The 14,445-nt window shown below is 69.0% G+C and carries 12 protein-coding genes and 1 pseudogene; 7 read left to right on the top strand and 6 right to left on the bottom strand.

The features are described 5' to 3' along the window. Window positions 1-464: 464 nt before the first annotated feature. The 3 genes and pseudogenes from MKK63_RS03980 (at window position 465) to MKK63_RS32170 (ending at window position 1,056) form a co-directional block, all read left to right on the top strand. A pseudogene (locus tag MKK63_RS03980) lies at window positions 465-755 on the top strand (type II toxin-antitoxin system RelE/ParE family toxin). A 2-nt stretch (window positions 756-757) separates the two neighbouring features. Continuing rightward, on the top strand, window positions 758-907 hold the full coding sequence (locus MKK63_RS32165; protein WP_409564469.1) for a DNA-binding protein: 150 nt from the start codon (window positions 758-760) through the stop codon (window positions 905-907). Next, on the top strand, window positions 904-1,056 hold the full coding sequence (locus tag MKK63_RS32170) for a DNA-binding protein (protein ID WP_409564470.1): 153 nt from the start codon (window positions 904-906) through the stop codon (window positions 1,054-1,056). Before MKK63_RS32165 ends, MKK63_RS32170 begins: the two co-directional genes overlap by 4 nt. 25 nt (window positions 1,057-1,081) lie before the next feature. Here MKK63_RS32170 and MKK63_RS03990 read toward each other — a convergent pair whose 3' ends face one another. Together MKK63_RS03990 and MKK63_RS03995 are read right to left on the bottom strand one after the other, a co-directional pair. Continuing rightward, window positions 1,082-3,019 carry an ABCB family ABC transporter ATP-binding protein/permease gene (locus MKK63_RS03990; protein ID WP_243998907.1) on the bottom strand — a complete coding sequence of 646 codons (1,938 nt, stop codon included), beginning with the start codon at window positions 3,017-3,019 and terminating at the stop codon, window positions 1,082-1,084. Between the two features lie 88 nt (window positions 3,020-3,107). Then, the gene (locus MKK63_RS03995) at window positions 3,108-3,302 is read right to left on the bottom strand and encodes a translation initiation factor IF-2 (protein WP_243998909.1); all 195 of its coding nucleotides are present in this window, start codon (window positions 3,300-3,302) and stop codon (window positions 3,108-3,110) included. A gap of 105 nt (window positions 3,303-3,407) precedes the next feature. Here MKK63_RS03995 and MKK63_RS04000 point away from each other — a divergent pair, with 105 nt between their 5' ends. Then, entirely contained in the window at window positions 3,408-4,745 is a 1,338-nt protein-coding gene (locus MKK63_RS04000) for a PLP-dependent aminotransferase family protein (protein WP_243998911.1), read from the top strand. 7 nt (window positions 4,746-4,752) lie between these two features. On the opposite strand, the gene MKK63_RS04005 is transcribed toward MKK63_RS04000, so the two are convergent. Next, complete coding sequence (locus MKK63_RS04005) at window positions 4,753-6,219, bottom strand: LysM peptidoglycan-binding domain-containing protein (RefSeq protein ID WP_243998913.1); 1,467 nt, start codon at window positions 6,217-6,219, stop codon at window positions 4,753-4,755. Between the two features lie 209 nt (window positions 6,220-6,428). Between MKK63_RS04005 and MKK63_RS04010 the strand changes: the two genes are divergently transcribed. After that, window positions 6,429-7,025, top strand: coding sequence for a TIGR00730 family Rossman fold protein (locus MKK63_RS04010; protein WP_243998915.1), 597 nt, complete (start codon window positions 6,429-6,431; stop codon window positions 7,023-7,025). Between the two features lie 461 nt (window positions 7,026-7,486). After that, window positions 7,487-9,253, top strand: coding sequence for a methanol/ethanol family PQQ-dependent dehydrogenase (locus MKK63_RS04015; protein WP_243998917.1), 1,767 nt, complete (start codon window positions 7,487-7,489; stop codon window positions 9,251-9,253). 48 nt (window positions 9,254-9,301) lie between these two features. Here MKK63_RS04015 and MKK63_RS04020 read toward each other — a convergent pair whose 3' ends face one another. Then, on the bottom strand, window positions 9,302-10,207 hold the full coding sequence (locus tag MKK63_RS04020) for a DUF6680 family protein (protein WP_243998919.1): 906 nt from the start codon (window positions 10,205-10,207) through the stop codon (window positions 9,302-9,304). A 113-nt stretch (window positions 10,208-10,320) separates the two neighbouring features. After that, a complete protein-coding gene (locus MKK63_RS04025) occupies window positions 10,321-11,229 on the bottom strand; it encodes a LysR family transcriptional regulator (RefSeq protein WP_243998925.1) in 909 nt (302 codons plus the stop codon). A gap of 92 nt (window positions 11,230-11,321) precedes the next feature. Between MKK63_RS04025 and MKK63_RS04030 the strand changes: the two genes are divergently transcribed. Further along, window positions 11,322-12,203: an aldo/keto reductase family oxidoreductase gene (locus MKK63_RS04030; protein WP_243998921.1), complete on the top strand. Its 882-nt coding sequence runs from the start codon at window positions 11,322-11,324 to the stop codon at window positions 12,201-12,203. Between the two features lie 343 nt (window positions 12,204-12,546). Here MKK63_RS04030 and MKK63_RS04035 read toward each other — a convergent pair whose 3' ends face one another. Next, window positions 12,547-13,776, bottom strand: a complete 1,230-nt coding sequence (locus MKK63_RS04035) for an ABC transporter substrate-binding protein (protein WP_243998923.1) — start codon at window positions 13,774-13,776, stop codon at window positions 12,547-12,549. Between the last annotated feature and the right edge of the window lie 669 nt (window positions 13,777-14,445).

The raw sequence follows: 14,445 nt of genomic DNA on the forward strand, positions 1-14,445 counted from the left end.
GGCGCGGTCCACGGTCGCCCACGACCCGACACGCCCGCAGGTGGGCGCGGGGTCCCATGCTCACCCCACCGTGGCAAACGCCCGCCCGAGCGGACGCCCGCGTCCGAGGCACGCCCCGCAGCGTGCCGGACCCGGGGGCGAGGACGGCTGAGAGCGCCCGCCCCGGGCTCCGCCACTCCCACGCACCCGCCCGTTCGGCCCCCGGCCGGGCCCAGTAAAGGACGCCGCTGGGTCACCCCGGAAGCGCCGTGGACAGGTGGCGGCTAATGAGCATAATGTAGGAACATTGTCAAACAGAACGGTGCAGTGATTTCAGGGAACCGGCCTCAGGGTGCGACGCTGACCGGGACGCTGGCCTGCGCAACGGGCAGGCCAGCAGGCCGCTCCGTGTTGCCGGTGCGCCGCTCCAAGCTGCCGCCCGGCGAATCCGGTGACGGATTGTCGTCAAAAAACGACAAGGCGGCATGGTGATCGTGCACCGCACCGCTGCCTACCAAGCCTGGATCGACGGACTGCGCGACGTTCAGGCCGTGGCTCGCATTGCGAAGCGGATCGATCGCCTGCTTCTCGGCACTCCCGGTGATGTCAGGTCCGTCGGTGAGGGCGTGAGCGAGATGCGGATCGATTAAGGTCCCGGATACCGCGTCTACTATATCCAGCGAGGCAACAGGATCATCCTCTTGCTGTGCGGCGGCGACAAGGGCTCGCAAGCTCGCGATATCCGCGAGGCCAAGCGCTTGGCGAAGGAGATATGACCATGGCCCTGGAGACGTTCCCCTACGATACCGCCGAGCATCTGAAGACACCGGAGCATATCGCGGCCTACTTGGAAGCCGTGCTGGAAGATAATGATCCGGCTCTGCTGAGCCATGCCCCCGGGGTGTGGCCGCACGCGCGCATGGGATGATACAGATCGCGCAGGAGACCGGCCGCTCCCGCGAGCAGCTCTACCGGACCCTCTCGGAGAAGGGGAACCCGCAGCTCGACACGTTGATGGGTGTGCTCATGGCCATCGGCCTGCGCCTCAGCGTGAAGCCGATCGAGACCGAGGCCTGAACGCCGCCGCGTCGCCTCTCGCCCCCTACTCCGCGGCCGCCGTCTCCGGCACGCCCGCGCGTCCGGTTCGCACCGGCACCACCGGCGCGTCGGCCCGCTGCAGCACTTCGAGCGCGGCGTCGGCCTCCCGCTGGCGATCCCAGAGCGCCGCGTAGACGCCCCCGGCCTCCAGCAGCTCGGCATGGGTGCCGCGCTCGACGATGCGGCCGTGGTCGAGCACCAGGATCGCGTCCGCGTTCACCACCGTGGACAACCGGTGGGCAATCACCAGCGTGGTGCGGCCGCGGCTGACCCGGTCCAAAGCCGCCTGGATCTCGGCCTCGGTGAAGCTGTCGAGCGCCGAGGTCGCCTCGTCGAGCACCAGGATCGGCGGCGCCTTCAGGATCGTGCGCGCGATGGCGACCCGCTGCTTCTCGCCGCCCGAGAGTTTCAGACCGCGCTCGCCGACCGGGGTGTCGTAGCCCTCCGGCAGGCTCGACACGAACCCGTCGATCTGGGCGAGCCGGGCCGCCTCGCGCAGCTCGGCCTCGGTGGCGTCGGCCCGGCCATAGCGGATGTTGTAGCCGATCGTGTCGTTGAACAGCACCGTGTCCTGCGGGACCATGCCGATCGCCGCCCGCAGGGATTCCTGCGTGACCGCGGCGATGTCCTGCCCGTCGATGTCGATCCGGCCGCCCTGCGGCTCGTAGAACCGGAACAGCAGGCGCGAGAGCGTCGACTTGCCGGCCCCCGAGGGCCCCACCACCGCCACCGTCTGGCCCGCCGGGATCGCGAACGAGACGCCGCGCAGGATCGGCCGCTCGGGATTGTAGGCGAAGCGGACATCCGCGAACTCCACCGTGCCGCCCGCGACGTGCAACGGCGCCGCCCCCGGCCGGTCGGCGATCTCGGGGTTCTGCCCGAGGATGCGGAACATGTCGTCGATGTCGATCAGCGCCTGTTTGATCTCCCGGTAGATCATGCCCATGAAGTTCAAGGGCATCGAGAGCTGCACCAGCATGGTGTTGGCCAGCACGAAGCCGCCGATCGTGGTGCGCCCGGCCAGGATGTCGCGGGCTGCGAGCCACATCACCGCGGTCATGCCCAGCGTGAAGATCACCGCCTGCCCGGCATTGAGCACCGCCAGCGACACGTAGGTCTGGGTCGAGGCCTTTTCGTATTTGGCCATCGACACGTCGTAGCGGGCGGCCTCCCGCTGCTCCGCACCGAAATACTTCACCGTCTCGTAGTTGAGCAGCGAATCGACCGCCTTGGTGTTGGCGTCGGTATCCGACGCGTTCATCCGGCGGCGAATCGCGATCCGCCACTCGGTCGCCTTGTAGGTGAAGGCCAGATAGGCCGCGACCGTCGCGAAGGCGGTTGCCGCGTAGGTCCAGCTGAACTCGTAGGCCAGAACGCCGAGCACCAGCACGAACTCGACGATGGTCGGCACCAGGGTCAGCACCATCAGGCGCGACAATTCCTCGATGCCGGAACGGCCGCGCTCCAGCACCCGGGTCAGGCCGCCGGTCTTGCGCTCCAGGTGGAAGCGCAGTGACAGGCGGTGCATGTGCGCGAAGGTCTGGAGCGCCAGCCGCCGCACCGCGTACATCGCCACCTTGGCGAACAGCCCGTCGCGCATCTGGGTCAGCGCCGACATGGCGATCCGCGAGACGCCGTAGAGGGCGATCAGCAGCATCGGCGCGGCGAGCAGCCCCGTGGGCACCGGCGCGTCCTTGCCTCCCACGGCGGCCACCAGCGCGTCGGTGATCCACTTGAAGGTGAACGGCGTCACCATGGTCACCAGCTTGGCGGCGAGCAGCAGGCCGAACGCCAGGAACACCCGGCGCTGCAGGTCCGGCCGTCCGTGCGGCCAGAGATGCGGCCAGAGCCGGCGGTAGGTGGCGATCAGGCCGGGGCGCTCGGCAGAAAGACCCCCAGCCTGGGGCGTCGGCCCGGCCGGGGGCGCGTTCGTATCGGTCATGAAGGATTCTGCGGGGCGGGATGTCGTGTGCCCCGCATATAGGCCCGCGGCGGCGCGGGATCACCCACGCTGCGTGCAGGGCACCGCGTCACGCCCGCCAGAACGGCTTTCGGATCTCGGCGCGCAGGCGCCAGGAATCGAGGCCGGCCTCGCGGATCTGCTCGGGATGCAGGGCGGCGAGCGCCCGGCGGTTGCGCAGACGCGTCAGCCAGAGGCGCAGCAGGGCGGGACCGGAAGCGGGGCGATCGGCGGCGGGGGAGCGGGTCAGCGTGAGGGCGGGCATCGGGACAAGATCCGGTGGCGGTTGGGCAGTCCGGCCGGGATTGCGGGGTCAGCATTGATCCGATACAGATCTCGGATCAATCGAAACATTGACCTCGGAGCAATCATGGGATCGGCGGATTTCCGGTCCGTTGCCGACGCGATCGCCGCGGATATCGCGGCCGGCCGGCTCCCGCCCGGCGCGAAGCTGCCGCCGCAGCGCGACTTCGCGTACGCGCAGGGCATCGCGGTCTCGACGGCGAGCCGGGTCTATGCGGAACTGGGCCGCCGGGGCCTCGTCACCGGCGAGGTCGGGCGGGGCACCTATGTGCGGTCCGCGCCGGGCCGGAACGGGCTGCTCCAGCCGGAGCCGCCGCCCGCGGCGATCGATCTGCAGCGAACCCATTCGCGGCTGCCCGAGCAGGAGGCCGTTCTGGCCGAGACCCTCGCGGCGCTCGCCGGCGCGGGCGGCGCGATGGCGTTCGGCCAGTACGGGCCCGCGGGGACACCGCAGGCGCAGGCGCTCGCGGCGGCATTTCTCGCCCGGGACGGCTACGCCCCCGACCCGGCCGACATCCTGTTCACCGGCAACGGGCGGCAGGCGCTCGCGGCGGCGCTCGCCGCGCTGGCGGCGCCGGGCGAGCGGATCGCCTGCGAGCCCCTGACCTACCCGATGGTGAAGGCGATCGCGGCCCGGCTCGGGATCACGCTGGTGCCGGTCGCCATGGATGCCGAGGGGATGTGCCCCGACGCGCTGCTCCAGGCCCACCGGGCGAACCCGCTGAGCGGGGTCTACCTTCAGCCGACCCTCCAGAATCCGCTGGGCGCCACGATGGGGCCGGGCCGGCGTTCCGACCTCGCCGCCGTGCTCGCGCAGACCGGGCTGACCGCCATCGAGGATGCGGTCTACGGCTTCCTCGCGGATGCCCGTCCGCTGGCCTGTCTCGCGCCCGATCGGGTGATCCTGGTGGACAGCCTGTCCAAGCGGGTGATGCCCTCGCTGACGCTCGGCCTCGTGGCGGCGCCCCCGCCCCTGACCGACCGGCTCGCGGCCTCGATCCGTCAGGGCGCCTGGACAGCCCTCGGCCTGTCGCTCGCGGCCGGCATGCACTGGATGATGGCGGGGGGCTCGGCCACCGCGCTGGCCGCGGTCAAGCGCCGGGACGCGGCGGCCCGGCAGGTGATCGCCCGGGCGGCGCTCGCGGACCTGCGGGTGGTGGGCGACGGCCGTGCCTATCACCTGTGGCTGGAACTGCCGGAAACCTGGCGGGCGGAGGCCTACGCGGCGGCGGCCCTGCGCCAGGGCATCGCGCTGATCCCGGCCCCGGCCTTCGCGGTCGCCCCCGGCCACGCCCCGAACGCGGTCCGCCTCGCCTTGGCGGTGCCGTCGCACGATGAACTGGCCGCGGCCCTGCGCCGGCTGCGCCGGCTGGCCTTCGCGGGGGACGATCAGGCGGTGGAGTGAGGGGCGTTCAACCGCGCTTTTCGGCCGGCAGCACGAAGATCTGGCCCGGATAGATCAGGTCGGGATTGCGGATCTGGGTCTGGTTGGCGTCGTAGATCACCGTGTAGCGCTCGCCGCGGCCGTAGGTGCGCTGGCTGATCCGCCAGAGGTTGTCGCCGCGGGTGATCTTGGCCGTGCTGATCTCCGGCACGTAGACCGCGCCGTCGGCGCTCGCCTCTGCCGGGGTGCTCCGGGCCTCGGCCGGACCCGGCGCCGCCGCGGCGGGGGTTTGCGGCTCAGGCCGCCCGGGCATCGCCTTCGTGCTGCCCGTCCCCCCATCCGTGGCGCTGCCGGGCCGCGCGCCGTCCGGCCCTGCACCCCGACCCAGGCCGGGGCCGACGCCCTGCCCGGTCGATCGGGCTCCGCGCGCGGAGGCGCCCGAGGCGCGGTTCGCGGCCGGGTTCGGAAGGGTGCCCTGGGCATGGCCCGGGATGGTCGATGGCTGCGAGCCGGCGACGTCGCGCGTGGCGATCCGAGTCGGCTCGGCTACGGACAGCGGCACCTCGGCGCGGGTCTCCACCTTGCCGGTGGCCGGGTCGATCTGGTCGATCCGCACCTGATACTGGCCGGGCTTCACGCCGCGCCCGATGGTGAAGCTCGCCCGCCCGTCCGGGCCGACGCGCCCGGGGGCGATCAGCGTGTCGTTGAGGTAGAGCCGGATCGCCGCGCCGGGGGTGCCGGTCGCCGTGACGAACAGCCGCCCGTTCTCCTGCACGTCCACGCTCGCGATCCGGGTCGGCTGTCCCGGCCCCGCGGCGCCGAACGGTGCAGCCGCAACGCCGGACGGTGCCGCCGCAACGGCCTTGGCGCCGGCCTTGGCATCGGGCGCGCCCGGCTGCGACAGAACCACGGTCGCTGCGTCCGGGGCGGTCAGGGCGACGAGCGGCTGACGGTCGCGCCCGGGGGCGACCTCCACCGCCACGCTCTGCTCCGACTCGGCCGCCCGCCCGTCCTTGTCGGTCATGCGCAGCCGGATCTGGCTCGATCCCGCGGGCAGGGCCGGCGGCACCACGGCGAATTGTCCCCCCTCGTCGGCGGTCGTCCGGGCCACCGGCTTGCCGTTGACCAGCATCTCGACGACGGCGTTCGGCGCACCCTGGCCGGCCACCACGGCATCGCCGTTCGGCTCGACCCGGACGATGTCGAAGCGCGGCACCGCGGCGGCCGGCTTGCCGGATCCGGCCGCGCGGGCGGGGTCCGACGGGGCGTCGGCCCGGGGCAGGCCACCGCCCTCGCCCGGCTTGCCGTCGCGGGACGGGGCCTGGCGCGACGCCAGCGCGCCGGGATCGGCCAACGACTGCGCGGCGTTCTCCGGCGTGCCGCGGCCGGTCAGCTGGCGCAGGGACTCCCCGCCGAACAGGGCCGCCACGAGCCCGAGGCCGCCGAGGAGGCCGACGAGCGCCAGGGCGAGACTGCGCCGCACCTGTCTCGACATCGCCAACCTGAGCCTCCCTCGATCCCGCCCGCCGTGCGGGAAAAACCGTCGACGGAACACGGCATAATACCGTACATGGTGCCGACACCAAGCCGTCCCGCCGCCCCGGCGGGTGAATCCCCCGCGACGTCAGCAGTTTGGCCCTTGGACCGATCGGCGCGGGGCATGTCTCGGACGGCTCGCAACAGACGCGCGAGGGAGGGCGCCGGATGGCCCCGGTGAGGACAGTCTGTGTCTATTGCGGCTCCGGCTTCGGGCGGGACCCCGCCTTCCGGGCGGCCGCCGAGGTGCTCGGGACGGCCATCGCGCAGGCCGGGATGCGCCTCGTCTACGGCGGCGGCGATGTCGGCCTGATGGGCACGGTGGCACGCGCCGCGCTCGACGCCGGCGGCCACGTCACCGGCATCATCCCGGACTTCCTCCAGGCGCGCGAGCACATGCTGGCGGACATTCAGGAGACCGTGGTGGTGCCCGACATGCACACCCGCAAGCGCCTGATGTTCGAGCGCTCGGACGCCTTCGTGACCCTGCCGGGCGGCATCGGCACCCTGGAGGAGCTGGTCGAGCAGCTCACCTGGGCGCAGCTCGGGCGCCATCGCAAGCCGGTGGTGCTGGTCTCGGTGGCGGCGTTCTGGGCGCCGCTGCTCGCCCTGTTCGAGCACATGCGCGGCCACGGCTTCATCCGCGAAGGGCTCGACCTGAGCTACCTCGTCACAGGCGCGGCGGCCGAGGTGGTGCCCCTGCTGCGCGAGGCCGGCCACGAGCCCGATCCCGAGGCCGAAACGGTGGTCAAAGAGCGGATGTGAGGCCGGCAGCTCCCGGTGCCGGCGCGCGCCCTTCCCTGCAGGGCGCGCGGATTCACCGTTCTGACCCCTGCTCCAGAGATGGCCCGGATCCGTGCGTTTCCCTCCCCGCTTTATGGGCTACCGGATTCACACATTCGGTCTGGCAACGTCGGTGCAGGGTCGAGCGCGGGCCTCCTCTCCCGTGCGGGAGAGGGACAGGGTGAGGGGTCAGGTTTATCCGAGAGGGAGCGACCCGTCGGCGCAGCAATCACGTGCTCGATCCTGAGCGTTCTCATCCCTCACCCCAACCCTCTCCCGCACGGGAGAGGGGGGCCGGTCGCGCTCCGCCGCCAGCGGCGATATCCGCTGGGCATGGGTGAATATCGTAGCTACTGCGGGAGCGGGAAAAGCGCGCGACGACCCGGAGGATCGTGCGGGAACGCCGGGGCCTGCGCGAACAAGATCGGATGAGGACTCCCCCGATGCGCGCTTCGATCCTTGCGGCCCTGCTGCTGGCCTGCCTCGTCGGCGTGGTGCGGGCGGGCGAGGCGCCGGTCCTCCAGACCCTCGACTACGCCAACACCCGCTATTCCGACCTCGCGCAGATCGACGCCGGCAATGTCGGCCGCCTCAAGGTCGCCTGGACCTTCTCCACCGGCGTGTTGCGCGGGCACGAGGGCGCGCCGATCGTGGTCGGGCATCGGATGTTCGTGCACACGCCCTTCCCCAACATCGTCTACGCCCTCGACCTCGACCACGACGGCAAGATCCTGTGGCGCTACGCCCCCCGGCAGGATGCGGGCGTCATCGCCGTGATGTGCTGCGACACGGTCTCGCGTGGGCTGGCCTACGCGGACGGGCGCCTGTTCCTCCAGCAAGCCGACACGACGGTCGTCGCCCTCGATCCCGAAACCGGCCGGGTGCTGTGGTCGGTCAGGAACGGCGATCCCGGCCGGGGCGAGACCAACACCGCCACGGTCCTGCCGGTCCACGGCAAGCTGATCGTCGGGCTGGCCGGCGGCGAGTACGGGGCACGCTGCCACGTCACGGCCTACGATCAGGCCAGCGGACAGCGCCTCTGGCGGGCCTACGCCACCGGGCCGGATGCCGACATGCTGGTCGATCCGGAGACGACGACCGAACTCGGCCGCCCGATCGGCCGGGATTCGTCCCTCAAGAGCTGGGAGGGCGACCAGTGGCGGACCGGCGGGGCCTGCAGCTGGGGCTGGTTCGCGTACGATCCCGCGCTGAACCTCGTCTATTACGGCACCGGCAATCCCTCGACCTGGAACCCGGCCCAGCGCCCCGGCGACAACCGCTGGGCGATGTCGATCCTCGCCCGTGACGCCGATACCGGCATGGCGCGCTGGGTCTACCAGATGACCCCCCACGACCAGTGGGACTATGACGGCGTCAACGAGATGATCCTCACCGCGCAGGTGATCGGCGGTCGCTCCCGGGAGGTGCTGACCCATTTCGACCGGAACGGGTTCGGCTACACGCTCGACCGGGCCACCGGCGAACTTCTCGTGGCGGAGAAATTCGATCCGAGCGTCAACTGGGCGAGCCGGATCGGCATGGACCCCGCCGCCCCGGATTACGGCCGGCCTCTGGTCGACAAGCGCTACGCGCCGGGCGAGGCCGACGAGGACGAAACCACGAAAAACATCTGCCCCGGGGCGCTCGGCGCCAAGAACCAGCAGCCGGCCGCCTACTCGCCGAAGACGCGGCTGTTCTACGTGCCGACCAACCACATGTGCATGGATTACGAGGCGTTCCGGGTGACCTACACACCGGGCCAGCCCTATGTCGGCGCGACGCTCACCCTGCACCCGCCGGAGGGCACCGACCGGACCGGCGCCTTCATCGCCTGGGACGGGGCGAAGGGGCGGATCGCGTGGTCGATCCCGGAGCCGTTCTCGGTCTGGTCGGGGGCGCTCGCCACCGCGGGCAACATCGTCTTCTACGGCACGCTGGAGGGCTATCTGAAGGCGGTCGATGCCCGGGACGGGCACGAACTGTACCGGTTCAAGACCCCGTCCGGCATCGTGGGCAACGTCACAACCTACCTGCACGAGGGGAAGCAGTACGTGGCGGTGCTCTCCGGGATCGGCGGCTGGGCCGGGATCGGGCTGGCGGCGGGGCTGACCGACCCGGCCGACGGCTCGGGGGCGGTGGGCGGCTACGCGGCCCTGTCGCAATATACCGCGCCGGGCGGGCAGCTCACGGTGTTCGCACTGCCGGAGTGATGTGATTATTCTTAACTCACTTTCGTTGTTTGCATTCCAAATCTTAGTTCAAATTGCGCTGATCTTATTAAGCTTGATCTTCAATGTGAGGCCATAAGCAACAACTTGATGAATTTTTTGGCCGGTCGAGAAATCTAACGGTAGTTCAAAGGATACTGGTATCGTGGTTTGATCTGAGCTTTCAGTATCAAAGATCGTTTTAACTCTAGGAGGGACTGTTAAAATCGCATTTATTGCAATCCACCCTCCTTGAATGGTGTAAGATCCTGAATATTTGACACCTAAAATGTCGACCCCGTTGATTGAACTGTCAATTAATTGAATAAGGGCGTTGCCAGCTGCGCCGTCTTGTCGTGTGAAATGCAAAAGGTACGCACCATCGATGGCAGGAATTTCGTCAGGTGAGAAATCTCCTTTGGTGGCTTGGTCTTTGCGTGGGGTAGAATATATCGTTGTCTGATCCTGCGACTCTGCTCGAATTCTAAGAAGTTTGATTCCACGCTCTCGAATAGAAATCTCTTGTTCTTCGTCCAAACATGTTGGCAAATAGACGCGTTCTATATCAAATTGATCAATGTTGTAGTTTAAGTTTCTCGCAATCGACGCTTGTAATTCAATAAGTTTTTGACTTCTTAATGTACGCCCAATCGGTGTATCATTAAACTCGCTCCTTGTTATCATCCCATGATATTCACGCCAAATTGTTCTAATTTCCTGGCTATCATGGAACACAACATCAATTAGATTGAGGGCCTTTACGCTCTCTCTTGAGTTCCATATGTTCCTATTTTCTATAAGGGCACTGAAAATGCTGAGTTTAGTCTGCCTTTTCTGATCATCTGCTTGACTTCTGCGAGCTAATTTCCAGCTAAAGTAAGGGGCTATCAGTGCAAGTGCGATTGCTATGCCTGATTGAACTAACGCGCCATACTCAGACCAATTCCAAGAGTTCATTGCCTGAATGCCAATTCGATTCGCTGAGCTTTTTATTCAAATAACATAAGCAGCCATCTGCGTTTTGAATGCCGGTACTTATCCCCGTAGGATTGTTTGCTGAGCAAAAGGCACTACGCCTGCAACGTCGATCCGGCAATGAAATCCACGAAGGCGCGCAACGGCGCCGGCAGGTGCCGCCGGCCCGGATAGTAAAGGAACGGGCCGGAGAATTCCTGCCACCAGGGCTCCAGCACCGGCTCCAGGGCGCCGCTGTCGAGATGCGGGCGCAGCCAGTCCTCGAACAGGTGGACGATCCCGGTGCCGGCGACCGCGGCCGCCACGGCAAGGTCGCTGGCGCCGACCCGCACGATCAGCGGCCCGGACGGGTCCACCCGGACGATGGCGCCGTCGCGCTCGAACTCCCAGGGCGCCGTCAGGGCGCCGCTGGGGAACCGGCCGAGCAGGCAGGCGTGGGCGAGGAGATCACGCGGATGGTCCGGGCGCCCGCGCCTTTCGAGATAGGCCGGGGCTGCCGCCGTGGCGAAACGCTGCCGCCGCGGGCCGATCGGCACCGCGATCATGTCCTGCTCCAGCCGCTCGTCGTAGCGGATGCCGGCATCGCAGCCCGCCGCCAGCACGTCCACGAACCCGTCCTCGACGACGATCTCCAGGCGGATCTCGGGGTACGCCGCCAGGAAGCGCGGCACGAGCGCCGGCAGCACCAGCCGGGCCGCGCTCAGCGGCACGTTCAGCCGGAGCGTCCCGGCCGGCCGATCGCGGAACCCGTTCACCACGTCGAGGGCGGACTCCACCTCGGCCAAGGCCGGACCGAGCCGCTCCAGCAGGCGGGCGCCGGCCTCGGTCGGCGCGACGCTGCGGGTCGTGCGGTTCAGGAGGCGCACGCCGAGCCCGGCTTCGAGGCGGCGCACGGCCTCGCTAAGGCGCGACGCGCTCCCGCCCCCGGCGCGGGCGCCCTCGCGAAAACCGCCGGCCCGCGCCACGGTCACGAAGGCGGTGAGATCGGCGAGATCCTGGGTCATTGTTCGAGAATGCGCACGGCCCGTGCCGATCGTCACGGCTTATCGGCGCAATCGGTGCCGTCTACATCCGGGGCGCCAACAGGAGATTCGCCATGACCGACATCACCGCGGATATTGCGCAGGCCGGGACGTTCCCGCTCGGAGACCGGACCGTGAAGCGGCTGGGCTACGGCGCCATGCAGCTCGCCGGGCCCGGCGTGTTCGGGCCGCCCAAGGACCGCGCCGCCGCGGTCGCGGTGCTGCGCGCAGCCGTGGCGGCGGGCGTCGACCACATCGACACCAGCGACTTCTACGGGCCGCACGTCACCAACCAGATCATCCGCGAGGCGCTCCACCCCTATCCGGACGGGCTCGTGATCGTCACCAAGGTCGGCGCCAAGCGCGGAGCCGACGCCTCGTGGAACCCGGCCTTCTCGGCCGAGGAACTCACCCAGGCGGTCCACGACAACCTGCGCAACCTGGGCGTCGATGCCCTCGACGTGGTCAACCTGCGCCTGATGTTCGATGTCCACGGGCCGGCGGAGGGGCCGATCGAGGCGCCGCTCACCGTGCTGGCGGATCTCCAGCGGCAGGGGCTGATCCGCCGGATCGGCCTGAGCAACGCCACGCCGCGTCAGGTCGCCGAGGGGCGGCGGATCACCGACATCGTCTGCGTGCAGAACCAGTACAATCTCGCGCACCGGGACGACGACGCCTTCATCGACGATCTTGCGGCGTCCGGCACCGCCTACGTGCCGTTCTTCCCGCTGGGCGGGTTCAGCCCGCTCCAGTCGGACAGCCTGTCGGCGGTGGCGGCCGGGCTCGGCGCGACGCCGATGCAGGTGGCGCTGGCATGGCTGCTGCGCCGGTCGCCCAACATCCTTCTGATCCCGGGGACCTCTTCCCTGGGCCACCTGCACGAAAACCTCGCGGCGGCCGAACTCCGGCTGCCGGATGAGGCGCTGGCGGCCCTGGATCGGATCGGGGTGGCGTGAGGATCAACCATCCTACCCACCAGCTCAGGATGCTACGACGTTCACAGATCTCAGCCTGAAGCGCAGGTTTCCCCTCTCCCTGCGTGCGGGGAGAGGCCCGCATGGACCCCGCCGTCCGTGCGGGAAGCGGAGGCGAAGCCGGAGCGGCGGTGAGGGGGCGATTCCGGAGGAGGCTCATCCTGAACCGCCCCCTCACCCTCGGCTGCCGCCTCGCCGCGCTCCCCGACGAGGGGGAGACGCGGCCCTCTCCCCGCACGCGGGGCGAGGGGATCCCTCGGCATAGCGTTGTGCTGATCCGGTAGCCTCGCGGGACGAGGGAGGTGGATGGGATAGCCGCAGGCGCCTACTTGCCCGTCATGCCGGCCACCAGCGGGCAGCCGCCCTCGCGCATCGGGCGGAACGCCTGCTCGGCCGGGATCGTCTCCAGCACCTTGTAGAGGTCCCATTCGCCCTTGGATTCCGAGGGCGCCTTGGCCTCGAACAGGTACATCGGGTGGATCTTGCGCCCGTCCGGTCGGATCGTGCCCTGGCCGAACAGGGGGTCGTCGGTCGGCAGTGCCTTCATCTTGGCCACCACCGCGGCGCCGTCCTTGGCCGAGTGCAGCGCCGCCACCGCCTTCAGGTAGTGCAGCGTGCTGGCATAGACGCCCGCTTGGTACGAGGTCGGCTTCTTGCCGGACATGCGCGTCTCGAACCGTTTCGCGAAGGCCCGGGTGCCGTCGTTGAGGTCCCAGTAGAACGAGGCGGTGAAATCGAGGCCCTGCGCCACCTCCAGGCCCAGGGAGTGGATGTCGGTGATGGCGATCAGCAGGGCGGCGAGGGTCTGGCCGCCCTGGCGGATGCCGAATTCGTGCGCCTGCTTGATGGCGTTGGCGGCATCCAGCCCGGCATCGGCGAGCCCGATCACCTGCGCGCCGGATCCTTGAGCCTGGAGCAGGAACGAGGAGAAGTCCGGATTCGGGAACGGCGTGCGCACCCCGCCGACGACCGTGCCGCCGTTCTTCTCCACCACGGCCTTGGTGTCGCGCTCCAGCGCGAGGCCGAAGGCGTAATCCGCGGTGATGAAGTACCAGGACTTGCCGCCGCGCTTGAGCATGGCCTTGCCGGTGCCGTTGGCCAGCGCCGCGGTGTCGTAGGTCCAGTGGACGGTGTTGGGCGTGCAGGCCGGGCCGGTCAGGTCGGCGGTGCCGCCGCCCGAATTGATGAAGGCCTTGTTCTTCTCCTTGGTGATCTGCGCGATGGCGAGCGCCACCGAGGAGGTCGGCACATCGAACACCGCATCGACGCCGTCGCGGTCGTACCATTGCCGGGTGATCGAGGCGCCGACATCGGGCTTGTTCTGGTGGTCGGCGGCGACGACTTCGACCTTCAGCCCGTGTTCCTCCGGCTTGAAATCCTCGACCGCCATCCGGGCGGCGACCACCGAACCCTCGCCGGTGGAATCGAAGTAGACGCCGGAGCGGTCGTTCAGCACGCCGATCTTCACCGGCACGAGGTCGGCGGCCAGCGCCGCGCCGGCACTGAACGCGCACAGAGTCCCGAGCAGCGCCGCGGTATAGTGGCGGAGCGTCATGTCTCTCTCCCTGTTTTTTGTTGGATGCGGCGCCGTTGATCGGCGCTCGCGGTCATCGCATGCAGCGTATCCGTGGGCTTTTGCGGCCGATACCGGCGCGGGTGAGGATGTGGGCGATCCGTTAGACGCTTCGGCTTCTCTCTCCCCCCATTGCGGGCTTGCGGATTCACACATCGGGTGCGGCAACTCGGCCGCAAGATGGTGCGCAGGTCCCCTCTCCCGTGCGAGCTACAATATTCACAGATCGCGGTTCGATGCGTTCGAAGGCTGCAGAACAATCCGGGTCGAAGGCCAACGCGCTCACCCTCCCCCGCAGAGGGGGAGGGTGGCCCCCGAAGGGGGCCGGGAGAGGGGAGCGCGGGTGCAGAATACGCTCCAACCCTCATGAAGGTCGCGCCTTTTCCTGAACCCGCGCTCCCCCCCCCCGCCCCCCGCTGACGCACCGGCCCCCCCCCCCCCCCCAGGGGGGGGGGAGAAACGCGGCAGGCGCGCGGGGGATTACGCCCGCCGCGCCAACCCAAAAATCGCCCCCGCCCGATCTGGCGTGGCCCGCCCGCGGGCGATGTGGGGCAGGAGACTCACCGCCCTCTCGCCCTAACCGGCGGTGCTGTGCGCCAGCCCGCCCCGGGGCAGGTGCAGGATGTCCTCCTGTCCGACCCGCGCCTCTCC

It is taken from the genome of Methylobacterium sp. J-088, from assembly GCF_022829295.1.
Classification (GTDB): domain Bacteria; phylum Pseudomonadota; class Alphaproteobacteria; order Rhizobiales; family Beijerinckiaceae; genus Methylobacterium.